This is a genomic window from Vibrio sp. SCSIO 43086 (assembly GCF_051132235.1).
GTDB classification, from domain to species: Bacteria; Pseudomonadota; Gammaproteobacteria; order Enterobacterales; family Vibrionaceae; genus Vibrio; species Vibrio diabolicus.
Genome location: NZ_CP072677.1, coordinates 2,978,891 through 2,995,631, shown reverse-complemented (window position 1 = coordinate 2,995,631; position 16,741 = coordinate 2,978,891). Strand labels below are relative to the sequence as shown.

The 16,741-nt window shown below is 45.2% G+C and carries 12 protein-coding genes and 1 riboswitch; of the genes, 7 read left to right on the top strand and 5 right to left on the bottom strand.

Translation table 11 applies throughout. From position 1 onward, the window contains the following. Positions 1–25 precede the first annotated feature (25 nt). On the bottom strand, positions 26–1,378 hold the full coding sequence (gene lysC, locus J8Z23_RS14205; RefSeq protein WP_017821324.1) for a lysine-sensitive aspartokinase 3: 1,353 nt from the start codon (positions 1,376–1,378) through the stop codon (positions 26–28). Between the two features lie 101 nt (positions 1,379–1,479). After that, a riboswitch (Lysine riboswitch) is annotated at positions 1,480–1,658 on the bottom strand. 220 nt (positions 1,659–1,878) lie between these two features. Here lysC and J8Z23_RS14200 point away from each other — a divergent pair. Beyond that, positions 1,879–3,000 carry a pyridoxal-phosphate-dependent aminotransferase family protein gene (locus J8Z23_RS14200; protein ID WP_074191831.1) on the top strand — a complete coding sequence of 374 codons (1,122 nt, stop codon included), beginning with the start codon at positions 1,879–1,881 and terminating at the stop codon, positions 2,998–3,000. A gap of 59 nt (positions 3,001–3,059) precedes the next feature. Here J8Z23_RS14200 and J8Z23_RS14195 read toward each other — a convergent pair whose 3' ends face one another. From J8Z23_RS14195 to J8Z23_RS14180, 4 genes are all read right to left on the bottom strand, one after another. Beyond that, the gene (locus J8Z23_RS14195) at positions 3,060–4,841 is read right to left on the bottom strand and encodes a PglL family O-oligosaccharyltransferase (protein WP_301659983.1); all 1,782 of its coding nucleotides are present in this window, start codon (positions 4,839–4,841) and stop codon (positions 3,060–3,062) included. A 67-nt stretch (positions 4,842–4,908) separates the two neighbouring features. Next, positions 4,909–7,731 carry an excinuclease ABC subunit UvrA gene (gene uvrA / locus J8Z23_RS14190; RefSeq protein ID WP_301659984.1) on the bottom strand — a complete coding sequence of 941 codons (2,823 nt, stop codon included), beginning with the start codon at positions 7,729–7,731 and terminating at the stop codon, positions 4,909–4,911. Between the two features lie 149 nt (positions 7,732–7,880). Beyond that, on the bottom strand, positions 7,881–8,753 hold the full coding sequence (galU, locus tag J8Z23_RS14185; RefSeq protein WP_005397418.1) for a UTP--glucose-1-phosphate uridylyltransferase GalU: 873 nt from the start codon (positions 8,751–8,753) through the stop codon (positions 7,881–7,883). Positions 8,754–8,911: 158 nt separating this feature from the next. Next, positions 8,912–9,556, bottom strand: coding sequence for a LuxR C-terminal-related transcriptional regulator (locus J8Z23_RS14180; RefSeq protein ID WP_005397417.1), 645 nt, complete (start codon positions 9,554–9,556; stop codon positions 8,912–8,914). A gap of 277 nt (positions 9,557–9,833) precedes the next feature. Between J8Z23_RS14180 and J8Z23_RS14175 the strand changes: the two genes are divergently transcribed. The 6 genes from J8Z23_RS14175 to mshL all read left to right on the top strand — a co-directional run bounded on the left by J8Z23_RS14175 (position 9,834) and on the right by mshL (position 16,715). Continuing rightward, entirely contained in the window at positions 9,834–10,370 is a 537-nt protein-coding gene (locus J8Z23_RS14175) for a single-stranded DNA-binding protein (RefSeq protein ID WP_012841367.1), read from the top strand. A 242-nt stretch (positions 10,371–10,612) separates the two neighbouring features. Beyond that, the gene (gene csrD / locus J8Z23_RS14170) at positions 10,613–12,622 is read left to right on the top strand and encodes an RNase E specificity factor CsrD (RefSeq protein WP_253645177.1); all 2,010 of its coding nucleotides are present in this window, start codon (positions 10,613–10,615) and stop codon (positions 12,620–12,622) included. 11 nt (positions 12,623–12,633) lie between these two features. Beyond that, complete coding sequence (locus J8Z23_RS14165; protein WP_301659986.1) at positions 12,634–14,079, top strand: MSHA biogenesis protein MshI; 1,446 nt, start codon at positions 12,634–12,636, stop codon at positions 14,077–14,079. After that, the gene (locus tag J8Z23_RS14160) at positions 14,076–14,726 is read left to right on the top strand and encodes a type II secretion system protein M (protein WP_301659987.1); all 651 of its coding nucleotides are present in this window, start codon (positions 14,076–14,078) and stop codon (positions 14,724–14,726) included. The genes J8Z23_RS14165 and J8Z23_RS14160 overlap by 4 nt, the downstream gene beginning before the upstream one ends. Then, on the top strand, positions 14,719–15,051 hold the full coding sequence (locus tag J8Z23_RS14155) for a hypothetical protein (protein WP_046873588.1): 333 nt from the start codon (positions 14,719–14,721) through the stop codon (positions 15,049–15,051). Before J8Z23_RS14160 ends, J8Z23_RS14155 begins: the two co-directional genes overlap by 8 nt. Positions 15,052–15,071: 20 nt before the next feature. Continuing rightward, the gene (gene mshL / locus J8Z23_RS14150; protein WP_046873589.1) at positions 15,072–16,715 is read left to right on the top strand and encodes a pilus (MSHA type) biogenesis protein MshL; all 1,644 of its coding nucleotides are present in this window, start codon (positions 15,072–15,074) and stop codon (positions 16,713–16,715) included. Positions 16,716–16,741 lie beyond the last annotated feature (26 nt).

Sequence of the window (16,741 nt, the reverse complement as noted above, 5' to 3'; positions counted from 1 at the left end):
AGCCCTTTGTTTTATTGAGTTGAACTTACTTCTCAAACAACTCAGTGTGGAGTTTTTGTATGGCTTGTTTCGATACCGATTCATGGAGCAAGAAGCATAAGTTGTGAGGGCTAGCGCCATAACATATCATGCGTAGGTTAAAATCTTCTAGCGTGCCAAAAACCTGTTTCGCGTAGCCTTTACTCTCACTCATGTTGTTACCAATGAGAGCAACGAGGCATAGGTCATGTTCAACTTCTACCTTACATAACTCTTCTAACTCTTCTCGTGCAGCTTGCGGCAGCTGTGGTGCTCCGCCAGAGGTATCAGTTTGATCAAGTGTTAACGATACACTGATTTCAGATGTCGTGATCAAATCGACAGAGATCTTATGCTTTGCAAGGATCTCAAAAACCTTCGCTAAGAATCCGTATGCGTGGAACATATTGGCGCTGCGTAGCGTTACCATGGTTTGGTTACAACGCAAAGCTAGCGCACGGAATAACGGTGAGCTTTCGACTTGGTGGCGAATCCAAGTTCCCCCTTTTTCAGGCTCTTTCGATGACCCTACAAATACCGGAATGTCGTGGCGTAATGCGGGTACTAGCGTAGAAGGGTGAAGGATTTTAGCGCCAAAGTTAGCCATTTCTGAAGCTTCACTAAAGCTGATCTCAGGAATTGGTGAGGCTTTTGGCGCAATTCGCGGGTCTGTTGTGTAGATGCCCGGAACATCAGTCCATATTTCTAACCCTGCCGCTTTGACGCTCTCAGCAATTAAGGCGGCGCTGTAATCGCTGCCTCCTCGACCTAGTGTTGTTGTATTACCGGCTTCGTCAGATCCTATGAAGCCTTGAGTAACAACAACGGATTGTTGGCAAAGTGGTACGAGTTTATCTTGCGCAAGCGTCGAAATTGCTTCGATGTTTGGCTCCGCGCGACCAAAGTTGTCATCAGTACGCAGCACATCGCGGATATCAAAGCGCACAGCTTGAATGCCTCGCTCACACATTAACTGAGTTAGAATATGCGTCGACATGAGTTCGCCACATGCGACTAAATGATCGGTTAACTTCGCACTAGCTTGGATAGATGCAGCCTCGGCCAGGCTGGTTACGGTATCTAATATGCCATACACCTCGGCAGCAGTTTTCGTGCTGTCTTCGAGCTGAGTTAAAATGGCGTCATGAATGTTGGCCAGATTTTGCAGCAGCTCAGTACGGTGCGTTTGATCCTGAACACCGTTGGCGAGTTCTACCAATAGGTTGGTGACGCCAGAGCAAGCGCTGCTCACGACCAGGCGAGTATTTGGATTGTTTTCGATAATGGTGGCGCAACGACTCATTGCCTCAAAGTTGGCAACACTGGTTCCACCGAATTTAGCTACGTTAAATGCGCTCACTGCGTTCTCCCACGACTTCCTAAAAAATTGTACATCCAATGTTTAGTGAGAAAAGGAACAGAGCAAAAAGAGAGGTATTTAGAATGCTATTTGAAAAATTTACCCTCAGAAGCCCTTCATCAGACTGCGCTGATGACAGTTGATGGGATTCAGCCCAATTCAACCGACAAGTCAAATCCTGCAACTTTGACTTACCTCGGCACTACTCCCCCTCAATGATTGGTGTTGGAATTGCGGTTCCACAAATCATCTACCTGGGTAGCGCTCCTCTTCTACATAAAGCTCAAACATTGAACGGTTTTGAGGCCTTAATGTCAATCAATATTTCAACCTTTATGGTGTTTTTTATTAACGATTTTGTGACACTGGTTTGACCTCCATACTTACGGCTAATTGCTGATAGAGGAAAAATCTATTAGGGTGAAGAACCCTACACCTGAGCCATGTTATTGAATAGAACTTTTAGAATGCTCAGGATAAAAGATAATCAAGGAGCTGACATGTCGATCCAAAGCTTTATTCCGCCTCACCGTATTTTAATGGGACCTGGTCCTTCTGATATTTATCCTCAAGTGTTACAAGCACTAAGCCGTCCTACGGTAGGTCACCTTGATCCTCTGTTTATCGGTATGATGGATGAGCTCAAGCAGCTATTGAAGTATGCCTTTCAAACTGACAATGAGTTCACTATTGCGGTTTCAGCGCCAGGTAGTGCAGGGATGGAAACCTGCTTTGTAAACTTGATCGAGAAAGGCGATAAAGTGATCGTCTGCCGTAACGGTGTATTTGGTGAACGCATGCGCGAAAATGTCGTCCGTGCTGGTGGTGAAGTTGTTATCGTCGATGATGAATGGGGGACGCCTGTTTCCATTAATAAAGTCGAGCAAGCACTCGAACAGCACCCAGATACAAAAATTCTTGCTTTTGTGCATGCGGAAACCTCAACTGGTGCAGTCAGTGATGCTCAAGCATTGGGTAAGCTGGCGAAACAGCATAATGCATTATCTATTGTTGATGCGGTGACGTCACTTGGTGGTGTGCCGTTAAAAGTGGATGAATGGCAACTGGATGCGGTTTACTCTGGCAGTCAAAAATGTTTGTCATGTGTACCAGGGCTCTCACCAGTGACGTTTTCTCCTGCCGCGATTGAAAAGATTCAAGCAAGAACAACACCAGTACAGAGTTGGTTCCTCGATCAGAGTTTAGTTTTGGGGTATTGGAGTGGAGAAGGCAAGCGTAGTTACCATCATACGGCGCCAGTTAATAGCTTGTATGCGCTTCATGAAGCTTTACTGATACTGAAAAATGAAGGATTAGAAAACGCTTGGGCTCGTCACCAACTGATGCATGAAAAACTCAAAAATGGCCTACAAAAGTTAGGCTTTGAATTTGTTGTGGACGAAGCCCATCGTTTGCCGCAATTAAATGCGATTTACGTGCCTGAAGGAATTGATGAAGCAAAAGTTCGTGCTCACTTGCTAGAAACCTATAACCTAGAAATTGGTGCAGGCCTCGGGGCATTAGCTGGTAAAGCGTGGCGTATTGGCTTAATGGGTTACGGCGCTCGACCTGAAAACGTTGCGCTGTGCTTAAAAGCATTAGAAGAGTCACTCACTGAATAAAACTATACCGCAATGAGATAAAGAAAAGCGAAGGTCATCCCTTCGCTTTTTTGTACTTATTACTCAGCTCCTGAAGTGGGGGCTGGTGAGGCAGAGATTGCTTGAGATGGTGGTTGGTAATTGACGTCACTAAAATCAATCTTCGGGAACAAAAACTGCGCCTCAGCTCTAATTTGCTCCGCTTTACTTGAGTCATCTAAGCCTTGGTAGGCCAAAATCAAATTATTATAAAATGCAGGGCGAGGCTTATCTTTGATGATTTTTAGCGACCAATCGATATAAGGCTGAATCAAGGTTGCGTCTTGTTGGTACAGCCCAATATTTAAAAACGTGCTATAGACATCCCAATCAAACCTGTCTTTCCAAACCACAGGGTTACTGACTTGATTCAGAATATCAGGGTTAGTTGGTTTAGTGGTCTCAAACTTCGTTAATACATAGTTCGTATGTAATGCGCTTACCATGTAAAATGTAAATGCAACGGGAAGTACCAAACTAAAAACACGCAGCAAGCTTTTGGTCACATTACTAAAGCCAACTTGTCGATAACGAGAGACGCGCTGATCGACCCAGTACAGCAGGATAACGAAGATCAACCAATGCACGAGAGAGTGGTAGAAAGGGTATTCCAGTTGTGAGTGCAATACGATAGGTATAAACAAGGCCAGCAACGCAAGACGAGTTCCGCGTTTGGCTTGATAGATTCGATACAGTACCAGTGCCATCGCTAAGAAGATGCCGAGTATTGGCAGCAAACCACCTTCGGCTCCCCAGTAAAGCAGCTCGTTATGCGGATGATCCATGGCTGGCAAACCTGCTGGGTAATTCTCATTTAGTGCATGTTGACGAGCCGTATACAGCATGTACTCAGATTCAAACTTGCCATATCCATAGCCAGTAAAAGGCTTTTCAATCACCATGTCTAATGTTTGCGGAAAAGTATACGCTCGAGGAGACTCCATGTTTACTTTTTCTGCGGCTAACCCACCTCCATCAGGAAAGGCAAGATGCATGACAACCACTGAGAGTAAGAGCCCAGTGACAAGCGACGTAACCCAGCGGATAAAGCGCCCTTTGGTCGCAAAGCGATACATGTATGGGATGACCAACAAAACGGCGATGATCGATGCTAACCAACCAGTGCGTGAAGCCAACGCCACAATTAGTGGTAAGGTTAAAACTGGCACGGCATAGAGAAGATAAACATCGCTTAACTTACGGTCGTATTTGTAGGGCTGACGTGCAAGTAAATAGCTGGCAATCACCAATCCTGTCGCAAGAAAACTGGCCATTACATTAGGCTGTTGGAAAATACCATAAGGACGATTGGCCATCGTGTCGTAGCCAAACGGATTGCCTGGTTTGAGATACAGATATTGTGTCAGACCAAAAATGGCTTCGATAACAACCGCAAGGACAATGAACCATAACAGGCGTTGGCGATGTTTATTACTGAAATGAAATTGTTGTAAGACAATAAAAAACAGGACGCCACACCACAGACCAATGAGCTTGTTGGCTGCCAAACTGCTATTCGCATTTGGGTACAGAATGGGCACCGTCATGATAAGAGCACTAATGAACAAGCCGATGGTTAATTTTGAGTAACGTAGCGCTCGATTATTCGCGAGTTGGTAGCACCCAATGCCTAATGCAAAGCTAAAAGCAATCCAAGTTGTCGCATTGAAGGAAAGTGAAAGTCCTGAACCGCCGGGGTTGGGCATGAAAAAGTGCATTGCCAACACAAATAGTGTTGCCAAGGCAATGAGAAACTTGCGATTGAGGGGAACCTGTACTTTTTCGGGAGAAAGCTTTGTTCCACTTACATGTATAGTAGCCATAGTTATTGCGTTGTTTTGAATGAAAAAAGACCAGCACTTGCTGGTCTCGGTACTTTACCTGTTTTTTCTACTTCAACATAGGCTTAAGGAAGTGAGCTGTGTGCGACCCCTCGATTTGCGACACATCTTCAGGTGTGCCTTGAGCGATTATCTCGCCGCCACCCTGTCCCCCTTCAGGCCCTAGATCGATAATCCAGTCCGCAGTCTTAATGACGTCCAGGTTATGTTCGATCACCACGACAGTATTTCCGTGGTCGCGAAGTCTGTGCAATACAGTGAGCAACTGCTGGATATCATGGAAGTGCAGGCCGGTTGTTGGTTCATCCAAAATGTACAAGGTTTTTCCCGTATCACGCTTGGATAGCTCTCTCGCTAGTTTCACACGCTGTGCTTCACCACCGGAGAGTGTCGTTGCCGCTTGACCTAGGCGAATGTAAGACAAGCCAACATCCATTAGAGTCTGTAGCTTACGTGCTATAGCAGGTACGGGTTCAAAGAACGTTCGGGCGTCTTCGACCGTCATTTCTAGCACTTCATCAATGGTTTTGCCTTTGTAACGTACTTCAAGTGTTTCACGGTTGTAGCGCTTACCTTTACATACATCACATGGCACATAAACGTCTGGTAGGAAATGCATTTCAACTTTAATGACACCATCACCCTGACAGGCCTCACAACGACCACCGCGTACGTTAAAACTAAAACGGCCCGGCTTGTAACCGCGAGAACGCGACTCTTGTGTGCCTGCAAACAGTTCACGGATTGGGGTAAAGATTCCCGTATAGGTCGCTGGGTTAGAGCGAGGTGTACGACCAATTGGGCTTTGATCGATATCGATAACTTTATCGAAGTGCTCTAAACCTTTAATCGACTTATAAGGTGAAGGCTGAGCCGTTGTCGCCCCGTTAAGTTGGGTATGAGCAATTTTAAAGAAAGTATCATTAATCAGCGTTGATTTACCTGAACCAGATACCCCTGTAATACAGCTGAATAACCCAACAGGAATTGAAAGATTAACGTTCTTAAGGTTATTACCTGTTGCGCCTAAGAGCTCAACCGTTTTTTTCGGATCACGCGGCGTGCGATCTTTCGGCACTGCGATTTCTTTAGCGCCACTTAAGTACTGACCTGTCAGAGAATTCGGATTTGCGATTATCTCTTCCATGGTGCCTTCCGCGACAACATTACCACCGTGTACGCCAGCGCCAGGACCGATATCTATGACATGATCCGCACAGCGAATAGCATCTTCATCGTGTTCTACCACGAGTACGGTATTACCCAAATCGCGCAAATGAGTGAGCGTTTTTAATAAGCGTTCATTATCACGCTGGTGGAGACCAATCGACGGCTCGTCCAGAACATACATCACACCAACAAGACCCGCCCCAATTTGGCTTGCTAAACGAATACGTTGTGCTTCACCACCAGAGAGCGTTTCGGCGCTGCGAGAAAGGTTCAGATAGTTCAAACCAACGTTAACCAAGAACTGCAGGCGATCGTTGATTTCCTTCATCACTTTTTCAGCGATTTGGGCTCGTTGACCTTCCAGTTTCAAGGAATGGAAGAATTCCAATGCATCAGCAATGCTGAGTTCAACAATCTCAGGTAGCGTCGTATCAGCAATAAACACGTTACGTGCTTCAAGGCGTAGACGAGTACCGCCACAGCTTGAACAAGATTTAGTGGAGATGTACTTCGCAAGCTCTTCACGGACAGAGTTGGATTCTGTATCACGATAGCGACGTTCTAGGGTATTCAGAATACCTTCGAATGGATGGCGTTTAACGCGAATATCGCCACGATCGTTGATGTATTTAAACTCAATCTCAGTACGACCTGAGCCCTTTAGAATGACATCTTGCGTTTTCTTTGGCAGAGAATTAAAAGGTGCATGGAGATCAAAACCATAATGATCAGCCAATGAGGTGAGCATTTGGAAGTAGTAATAGTTCTTTTGATCCCAACCGCGAATCGCACCTTGTGCCAAGCTTAATGAATCATCTTGAATTACTCGGCTTGGATCGAAGTATTGCTGCACACCCAAACCATCACAAGTGCCACATGCACCAGCAGGGTTGTTGAATGAGAAAAGTCGCGGCTCTAACTCTTGCATGCTGTAACCACATTGTGGACAAGCGAAGTTGGCGGAGAAAATAATCTCGTCACCGTCTCCATCCATTGGCGCGACAACCGCAATTCCGCCTGATAACTCGAGCGTGGTCTCGAAAGATTCCGCTAAGCGCTGTTGCAGATCGGGACGAACTTTAAAGCGGTCGACCACGACTTCAATGGTGTGCTTTTTATGTAGCTCTAGCGTTGGAGGATCAGATAGATCGCATGTCTCTCCATCAATACGCGCACGAATAAAGCCCTGAGCTGCCAGGTTCTCAAGCGTTTTAACATGCTCACCTTTACGCTCTTTGACAATGGGTGCCAACAGCATCATTTTGCTGCCTTCTGGCATCTCTAGAACTTTGTCCACCATTTGACTGATGGTTTGTGCGGCAAGAGGGGCATGGTGCGTTGGACAGCGGGGTTCACCCACACGAGCATACAACAGACGTAAGTAGTCGTACACTTCGGTAATTGTACCGACGGTTGAACGCGGGTTATGAGAAGTAGACTTCTGTTCAATAGAAATCGCAGGTGATAACCCTTCAATATGGTCGACATCGGGTTTTTCCATCAGAGACAAAAACTGACGAGCGTAGGCAGAGAGAGACTCTACGTAGCGTCGTTGGCCTTCTGCATACAATGTATCGAAAGCGAGAGAGGATTTACCGGAGCCACTTAGTCCAGTAATGACAATCAGTTTATCGCGAGGGATTGTAAGATTAATGTCTTTGAGGTTATGGGTTCGGGCACCGCGAACTTCTATTTTATCCATCGTTTTTGCTCTATGTATAACCAAGTGGGGCAAGTATTACATAGTGTGAGAAATGTGCAAAGAAAATAACTGGATAAAAAAACAGTAAAAATAAAAGCCCAACATAATGCCGGGCTTTAGAAATAATAATTTCGTACTACGACGATGCTTTATACCGCTTTTTGTGTTGCGTGTTTACCTAACTCAGAGGCTTTTTCATCTTTTAGATAAAGGTTTTCAAAACAGTAGTTGGTTGCTTCGATGTAACCTTCAACACTACCACAGTCAAAGCGTTTGCCTTTGAATTTATAAGCCAAGACACAGCCCGCTTTTGCTTGTTTAAGTAGCGCGTCAGTGATTTGAATTTCACCACCTTTACCTGGCTCTGTGTTTTCAATCAGTTCGAAAATATCAGGGGTCAGAATGTAGCGACCAATGATCGCAAGGTTGCTTGGTGCCGTGCCTTTCTCAGGTTTTTCTACCATGTCGTCTACGCGGTAGATGTCATCTTTGATCATTTCACCAGAGATAACGCCGTATTTGTGAGTCTCATCTTCTGGGACTTCTTGTACGGCAACGATAGAACAACGGAACTGTTTAAATAGCGCCACCATTTGAGCTAGCACGCCTTCTTCTTCGTTGACACAAAGGTCATCAGCAAGAACGACGGCAAATGGTTCGTCACCCACCAGTTCACGCCCGGTCAGAATCGCGTGGCCTAAGCCTTTCATCTCGCGTTGACGGATGTAAGTGAAGTTTGCAGATTCAATGATTTCACGGATATCTACCAATAGCTCTTCTTTATTGGTACCGCTAATCTGGTGTTCTAGTTCGTAGTTCTTATCAAAGTGGTCCATGATAGAGTGTTTGCCACGACCTGTCACAATACACATGCCGTTCATACCAGCTTGAATTGCTTCTTCAACGCCGTATTCAATAAGCGGTTTATTCACGACTGGCATCATCTCTTTTGGCATAGATTTCGTTGCCGGTAAGAAGCGAGTGCCATAGCCTGCAGCAGGGAACAGACATTTTTTAATCATTGGGGGAATATCCTATCTCGTTATTATCAAGAATCTGCGCATAACTTTAACACGAGAGTCGTCAATGAATCATGAATAAAGTAGGAAAAAGTGTGAGACTCAGTGCGGAAAAAAGATGAGCGACTCGTCATTTTAGTCATAAGAGTCGCGGCATCGCATCATGACATTAAGTTTTGATCTGCCCACGCGATTGCCTGAACGCGATTCTTCACTGATAGCTTTTTGAATATCTGATACAAGTGCGATTTGATGGTGAATTCACTGACAAATAATTCCTCGGCCATTTGACTGTTTGAGGCGCCAGCTTGCAAGCAACGCAGTACTTGCAGCTCGCGAATGGTTAGGTCTACCGTGGCTGGGGCAGTATGAGTGTTAATGACGTTACGGTAATAGTGTAAAAGTTGACTGGTTACATTACGCGGCAGCCAGTTTTGACCGTTAACAATGCCTTTTAATCCTTCTCCAATTTGCTCTAGCGTATCTTCGGAATAGAACAGCCCCTTTAATTGACCAAATGAAAGCAGCTCATCCGTGGTCAGCCTTTTAGGGACATTGAACACAACGGTTTCAAAGTTCTTCCATACCAGCGGTAAGTTTTTGATCGATTGAACGAGTGATTTATGTTCACTGAAGTCGATCAGTAGGATTTTATTACGATGCTGTGGCTTAGCTTCCATGAGTGCTTCGGTCGAAATCACCGGGATGCTCATATCAATGTACTTTTCGAGTGCTGCCACCTTTTTTTGCGCATTATCTTCCATACTGATCAGAAATAGCTTTCTTGCGTAAGCCGACTTTCTCACGTGTTCAATTCTCCCAGCGTTCAATAAAGGCCATAAGTTGGCATTAAAGAGAGGTTATAACCATAGCTTTACTGAATAAATGCGTTCGAATTCAAAGCTTCACGAAACGATGTCTGCAACGCGAATCAAAAATGCTACAGGCGTAAGTTGAAATGCGATTTGGGTTCTAGTAGGTGACTCATTAGATCACAATGGTATTAGACTTTAATCAAAACATTAAAGCGTGCTATTCTAATGCGCTAAAATTTTATATATCCAGAGTGAAACGGAGCACATCATGGCCAGCCGTGGAATTAACAAAGTTATTTTGGTGGGGAATCTAGGTAACGACCCTGAAATTCGTTACATGCCGAACGGCGGTGCAGTAGCAAACATTACTATTGCGACTTCTGATTCATGGCGTGATAAAGCGACTGGCGAACAGCGCGAAAAAACGGAATGGCACCGTGTTGTGTTGTTCGGCAAACTTGCGGAAGTAGCAGGTGAGTACTTGCGTAAAGGTTCTCAAGTATACATTGAAGGCCAACTGCAAACTCGTAAATGGCAAGACCAAAGCGGTCAAGATCGCTACTCAACTGAAGTCGTTGTTCAAGGCTTCAACGGCGTGATGCAAATGCTTGGCGGTCGTGGTCAAGGTGGCGGCGCACCAATGGGCGGTCAACAGCAGCAGCAAGGTGGATGGGGTCAGCCTCAACAACCAGCTCAGCAGCAGTACAATGCGCCTCAGCAACAGCAACAACAGCAGGCTCCGCAGCAACCACAGCAGCAGTACAATGAGCCACCAATGGATTTTGACGACGATATCCCGTTCTAAATTCTGCTTATGCTTGAATCGAAAAGGCCGCGAATATCGCGGTCTTTTTTATTGTCGCTATCTAATGATCTCAAAGGCTTATCTCAGCAAGGTTAGGCGTAACAATAAAACTTATCAATGAGTGTGATGTTCTTTATGCTCCAGCCTCTCACTATCAGACGAATCCGATTGTTTGATGAACTCTTATCAAGTATAAATATTTCAATAAGGTATATGATGAATAAAAAAGGAATTTGGTATTCATGAGGTATACCCCAACTCTTAAGTTAAGCACACGGCTGGTGGCTTTTGTCACCATGATCGTCATCTGCGCCATGTTTATCTTGTTTGTCGGTGGCACCCTCTCTTTTAAACGTCTTGGGCAGGAATATCTCACCCATTATTTAGAAGGGATCGTAGAGGTGGTCGACAAGGAGATGGAAGATCCTGACGCTGCTTATTCTATGCAGCGCTGGATGCCGAAAATGCTGCAGGCTTCCAATATTGTCGAAATGACATTGTCGACCAACAATGCGGTTGTTTATCGCTTCAAAGATACTTCTCATCAAATGGAAGCGTCAGTCTTGTTTGAGACAGAATACCAACTGACTCACAATCAAGATTACACGATTCATTTTAAAGCGATCCCGCCTTACTTAGGTTACAGCTACTCAATGCAGGCGCTTTGGTCGATCACGCTTGCCGTTATCCTGATCATCTTCTGTTTAATGCGCGGTGTTGCGTGGCTTAAGGAGCAATTAGAAGGCTCTGAAATGCTCGAAGAGCGAGGCAGGATGATCCTTGCTGGTCGGGTAGAGCAGTATGCAAAAGGTGACAAAAAAGAATGGCCTTATACTGCCAGTGAAGCGCTCGATGTATTAATTGAAGAGTTACAAGATGCGCGTCAAGAGCGAAGCCGATTTGATACCTTTATTCGAACTCAAACCTTCCTTGATAAGTTAACAGGTACCGCCAATCGAGTGCTATTTGATAGCAAACTGGAATCGGCGTTACTAGAAAGTGGGGCTCGCGGCGCCGTTCTGCTAGTACGTATTCAAGACTGGAAACTGGTTGAAGAAGAGCAAGATAAGCAAATTACGGATGAGTTTATTGTTGAAGTTGGGAGTTTATTATCCAACTTAGTTCAGCGATACCCTGATGTTGTGTTTTCTCGTTATTACGATGCTGATTTTGCGTTATTTCTGCCGCATCAAAGTGCCAAAGATGTGGCTAATTTGGCATCACAATGCATTCGCCAGTTAGAAAAATTAATTCCGCCAGAGCCACTCGACCCAGACAACTGGTGCCATATAGGCATCACTACTTATAAAGAGGGTGAGCGACACAGCCAAATCATCGATGAGGCAGAGACAGCTTTGCGTAGTGCGCAACTACAAAATAACAATAATTGGAGTCGCTTCAAAAAATGGAACCACGATGAAGAAGCTCGCGGAAGTGTGAGGTGGAGAACGTTATTTGACACAGCACTTACACCAGAAAGTGTGATACTCTACGCACAATCTGTGCACCCAATAAGTGACGCGACGCATAAAAAATCATTATATGAAGAGTTAACATGTCGGATTCGCGATCCTGAGAATGGCATTGTTAAAGCGTCTCGGTTTATTTCTGCGATCAGACAGGTTGGTTATGAAGCGCAAATGGATAAGTCTGTTATTAATAAATTCTTAAGAGAGTTTAAGGATAATTTTGATAACTCGAGAGAGTATGCGCTCAATTTGAATGTAACGCCTTTTTCTAACCGAGAGTACTTTAAATGGTTTCGTGATGAACTCTTACAGTTGTCACGTGAACAGAGAAAGTGTCTCAGTTTTGAGTTTGTTGAAGCACAATTTGTAAGACACTTAGACTTTATGCGACCAGTCGCTAAAATGCTGGCCGGTTTAGGGTGCCACTTAATGGTTGGGCAGGCTGGACGAACCATCGTCAGCACTCACTATTTAAAAGAAGTGGATATTCGTTACCTTAAACTTCATCGCAGTTTAGTAGCAAAAATCGACCAGCGACATGAGAACCAGCTATTTGTCCGCAGCATGCTAGGTGCCGCGGCAAACAGTAAAACTAAAATCATAGCAGTGGGAATTGAGAATCAAAACGAGCTCAACACGTTAATTGAGCTCGGGGTTTATGGTGGGCAAGGGCGCTACTTCTCTGCAGAGCAGCAGTTTCTTCCTCGTCCACAAGCATTGCCAAGTTCTCAATCAGAATCCCAAGTGAAATTGGGAAGACGAAATCGCTGGCGTAAAAAATAAAGATAATAATCATGGATTTCAAAGCACTACTCGACAAGCTCAAACGATCATCTGGTGGTGGTCGTTCCTGCTTTTTGGTTATTCAGCCAGACGCCGTTTATTTATCATCTTCAATAAAAAGTGGTCGCCCATACCAATTTGATATTTCTGAATCCAATTGGGAGAAAGCCGTAGAGCAAGCATTGAGCGTTGCTGCGAGTGCGTATGATTCTCTAACGGTTGTCCTTTCTCATAACTATTATCAGATGTATCAAATCGACAAACCTGTCATGCCGCGCCAAGAATGGCCTGCAGCATTACCGTTTTTGTTGAAAGAACTGATCTCTGAGCGCGCCGTTGACATCATTGCCGATGCGGTCGAGTTACCCAATTCAACCAAAGTGCAAGCTTACGTCTTATCACGAAAAATGTTGGATAAGATCGTGTTACTGGCCAGTCGCGCCCAGTTGCCATTAGAAGCTATTCTTCCTGAAGACGACATTTGGGGAGAGACCGCAGGTGAACTAGGTAACTTCCTATTATTACAACGCAGTGTGCGTGGTCACTTCCGTATTAGCGCTTTTGTCGAAAATACTATCGCGTTCCATCGTTCGATTCGCAGTGTGACGCCACCGTTAACGGGTGTTCCGTCTAGCGAGTTACAGATGGATAGCCTCTCGTTAGAACTGCAACGTTCGATTGATTATCTTTCTTCTCAGTTGCGCCATGTGCAGCTGCATCAATTGAAAGTGTGTTGTGATGAGGAGGATGAGAGTGAGCTTGTTCAGTCTCTGAACTACCGTTTAAGCACTAAAGTCTCTCTGTTATTACCACCAGAACATGAGCTATCAGGACACGTTTTAGCAGATGCTGCTGCGGCTTCTAATACTCGACGCGTTAACTTATACCCTGATTACTTAAAGCCGAAAAAAGAGCTCCTGACACTAAGAAATATCGCGTTATCTTGGGGTGTCGCGGCTGCGGCCATTCTACTCTCTTACGGCTATGTGACTTGGCAGAGCAGTGGTTTAGAAGATGAAATTGCTATTGTAAAAAGCAAAGGCGATATCATGAAGTCAGAGCTTGAACGCTATCAAGTCAAGCTACGTAAGCATCAACCCGACAATAATAAGCTGGCAGCTAAAGCCCGCTTAGAGCGTGAAGTCAAGGCGAAGCGAGACTCGCTTAAAGCCGTCGGGAAATACGATGACTCGCAGCGCACGGGTTACTCTGGCGTGATGCAATCATTAGCTAAGCTAGGAAACCAAGAAATTTCTTTGTCCGAAATTCGAATCAATAACTATACCTTAGATCTGAAGGGACTGGCGAAAAAGCCGAGCTCAGTACCAAGTTGGGTTAACCAATTTAAAACTGAGATTAGCTTGGTTGGCCGGACATTTGACGACGTCAAAATTGGCCGAAATGATAAGGATATTGTGACGTTTGAGCTAAAAACGCGCGAGGATAAAGAGAAATGAACGAATTCTGGCTCTCATTAGAAGAGCGCTTTGGCGAAATGAGCGCGCGTGAAAAATTGCTTATCGCGCTGTGTGGTTTAGTTGTCGTGACCATGTTGCTTTTTACGCTGGTACTGGAACCAAAGCTTAACGAGATCATCAGTAATGAGAGGCAACTAAGCAATTTAAAGCAAGCCAATCAAAAGATTGAAATCGACACGCTACGTATTCAAGCGCAGCTGAAGAAAGATCCAAACGCTGAGATTGATCGCGCGATATCTAACCTGCTAACAGAAAGTCAGCACCTTTCGATGCAGCTAGCGGAGATCATCGAACACCTTATTACACCTTCGCAAATGGCTGAGCTGCTGGAAAATGTATTAGAGCAGCAAAGTGGCATTCACCTTTTGTCTTTGCAAACTTTGCCATCTGAGCCAATTACGGAAGATAAAGAAGCATCGCAATACTCTGGTTACTACGTGCACCCTGTACGCATGGAGCTGACTGGCGACTACTTTTCTATTGCCAATTATCTAAATAAGTTGGAGAGCCTTCCTGCCAGTTATTATTGGCGCAGCTTTAGTTACAAAGTTGAAGAGTACCCGAAAGCGAAGCTTGTGTTGGAAGTCTACACACTAGGATCTCGAGAGGAGTTTATTGGTGGTTAAAAAACTCATCATCTCATTGCTTGTCATGGCTGCGGCAGGAACCGCTTGGGCGAACCAAGATCCAACGGCACCACTTGGCTGGGAAAAGCCTGCGGTTGAAACGTCAGCGAAACCAAAAGCAAAACAGTACCGACTGCCTACGCTCAACAGTATTGTGTGTAAGCCAAGTACTGCTTGTGTCGCGATTATGGATAACAAGCTTGTTGAAAAAGGCGAGCTATTTAAGGGTTATCGCGTCGCGAGCATTAATAGTGAATTTGTAACTTTAAAGCGTGGTAACCGTCAGTGGGACCTAGAGCTTTTTGGTTTAAACGTAAAAAAATAATAACCAGAGCCTGATCAGATATGCGCAAATTAGTTGTAGGAATAACGATTGCTTCTTTAATGGGATGTTCAATGGGTCACCGTGACCCAGTGGAAGTCAAAGAAGCGCTCAATGAATCTATCAATCAAGCGAACAGCCGCACGTTAGAAGAAATTCCTTCTTCTGTCGAAGCGGACCTGATGCCTAACTTAGACTCGAATGTTGCTTCAGAGCAAGGCACCTCGAAGCGTTTCCGTATTCAAGCGAATGCGGTCGATGCACGAAGCTTTTTTGCCTCGCTAGTCAAAGGCACTGAGTACAGCGTGGCGATTCATCCAGCGGTACAAGGTAATATCACCGTCAACTTGTCAGATGTTACGTTGGATGAAGTCCTGAGCGTTGTACAGAACATGTATGGCTATGATGTGGTGAAGTCTGGCAAAGTTATTCAAATCTACCCTGCTGGTATGCGTACGGTAACCATTCCTGTTGATTACCTCCAGTTCAAACGCTCTGGTCGATCATTGACGAGCATTGTCACGGGCTCAGTGACCTCGGCTGGTACGTCTAATTCTGGCGGTAGCTCAGACAGTTCTGACTCATCAGACTCTGACAATGGAAGTAACAGCGGCGATAGCTCGACGACTTCTACGGGCGGTACGCGCATCGAAACCATCACTGAAAGTGACTTCTGGCCGATGCTGCAGCAAGCCGTTGCGAATCTAATTGGTTCAGGCAAAGGACAAAGCGTTGTCGTAACACCTCAAGCAGGAGTGATTACGGTTCGAGCGTTTCCAGATGATATTCGAGAAGTCCGTGAGTTCTTAGGTGTATCGCAGGAGCGCATGCAGCGTCAGGTCATTCTTGAAGCTAAAATTCTAGAAGTGACGTTGAATGATGGCTACCAACAAGGCATCAACTGGTCGAACTTATCGGCGTCAATTGGTAACTCGGGTAGTGTCGTCGTGAACCGCCCAGCGTCGGCATTACCACCGTTGGATGCGATTGGCACGCTATTGGGCGGCCAAACCAACGTGACTATCTCTGATGGCAACTTCAATGCTGTGTTGAGTTTTATGTCTACGCAAGGTGACTTGAACGTTCTTTCGAGCCCTCGTATTACCGCAGCCAACAACCAAAAGTCGGTCATCAAAGTGGGTACCGATGAGTATTTTGTTACCGAGTTATCGAGCAATGCAGGCAACGGTGAAAACTCAAATGCCGTTCCAGAAGTGGAATTGACACCATTTTTCTCAGGTATCTCTCTCGATGTGACTCCGCAAATTGATAACAAAGGCAATGTGTTCCTCCATGTTCACCCTGCGGTTATTGAAGTCTCGGAAGAAGTGAAGAAATTGAACTTGGGCGGTGAGTTCCAAAACATCCAATTGCCATTGGCAAAAAGCTCTATTCGTGAATCAGACTCGGTTATTCGTGCTAAAGATGGCGATGTTGTGGTTATCGGCGGTTTGATGAAACAGCAAAATCGTGAGCTTGTTTCTAAAGTCCCGTTCTTGGGTGATGTGCCCGCATTGGGGCATTTGTTCCGCAACGTAAATAACGTGACTGAGAAAACAGAATTGGTCATCTTGCTAAAACCGACCGTAGTTGGTGTGAACTCTTGGCAGAAAGAGCTAGAGCGCTCTCGTGATCTGCTGCAAGAGTGGTTCCCAGATGCGCAATAAGCGCGGGGAAAGGTTCCGTTTTTCAA

What these genes read in the sequence shown, in the direction of transcription:
- J8Z23_RS14175 (WP_012841367.1), top strand. Translation starts at nt 9,834, where the DNA reads ATGGCCAGCCGTGGAATTAACAAAGTTATTTTGGTGGGGAATCTAGGT.
- J8Z23_RS14165 (WP_301659986.1), top strand. Translation starts at nt 12,634, where the DNA reads ATGGATTTCAAAGCACTACTCGACAAGCTCAAACGATCATCTGGTGGT.
- mshL (WP_046873589.1), top strand. Translation starts at nt 15,072, where the DNA reads ATGCGCAAATTAGTTGTAGGAATAACGATTGCTTCTTTAATGGGATGT.
- csrD (WP_253645177.1), top strand. Translation starts at nt 10,613, where the DNA reads ATGAGGTATACCCCAACTCTTAAGTTAAGCACACGGCTGGTGGCTTTT.
- J8Z23_RS14160 (WP_301659987.1), top strand. Translation starts at nt 14,076, where the DNA reads ATGAACGAATTCTGGCTCTCATTAGAAGAGCGCTTTGGCGAAATGAGC.
- J8Z23_RS14200 (WP_074191831.1), top strand. Translation starts at nt 1,879, where the DNA reads ATGTCGATCCAAAGCTTTATTCCGCCTCACCGTATTTTAATGGGACCT.
- J8Z23_RS14195 (WP_301659983.1), bottom strand. Translation starts at nt 4,841, where the DNA reads ATGGCTACTATACATGTAAGTGGAACAAAGCTTTCTCCCGAAAAAGTA.
- uvrA (WP_301659984.1), bottom strand. Translation starts at nt 7,731, where the DNA reads ATGGATAAAATAGAAGTTCGCGGTGCCCGAACCCATAACCTCAAAGAC.
- galU (WP_005397418.1), bottom strand. Translation starts at nt 8,753, where the DNA reads ATGATTAAAAAATGTCTGTTCCCTGCTGCAGGCTATGGCACTCGCTTC.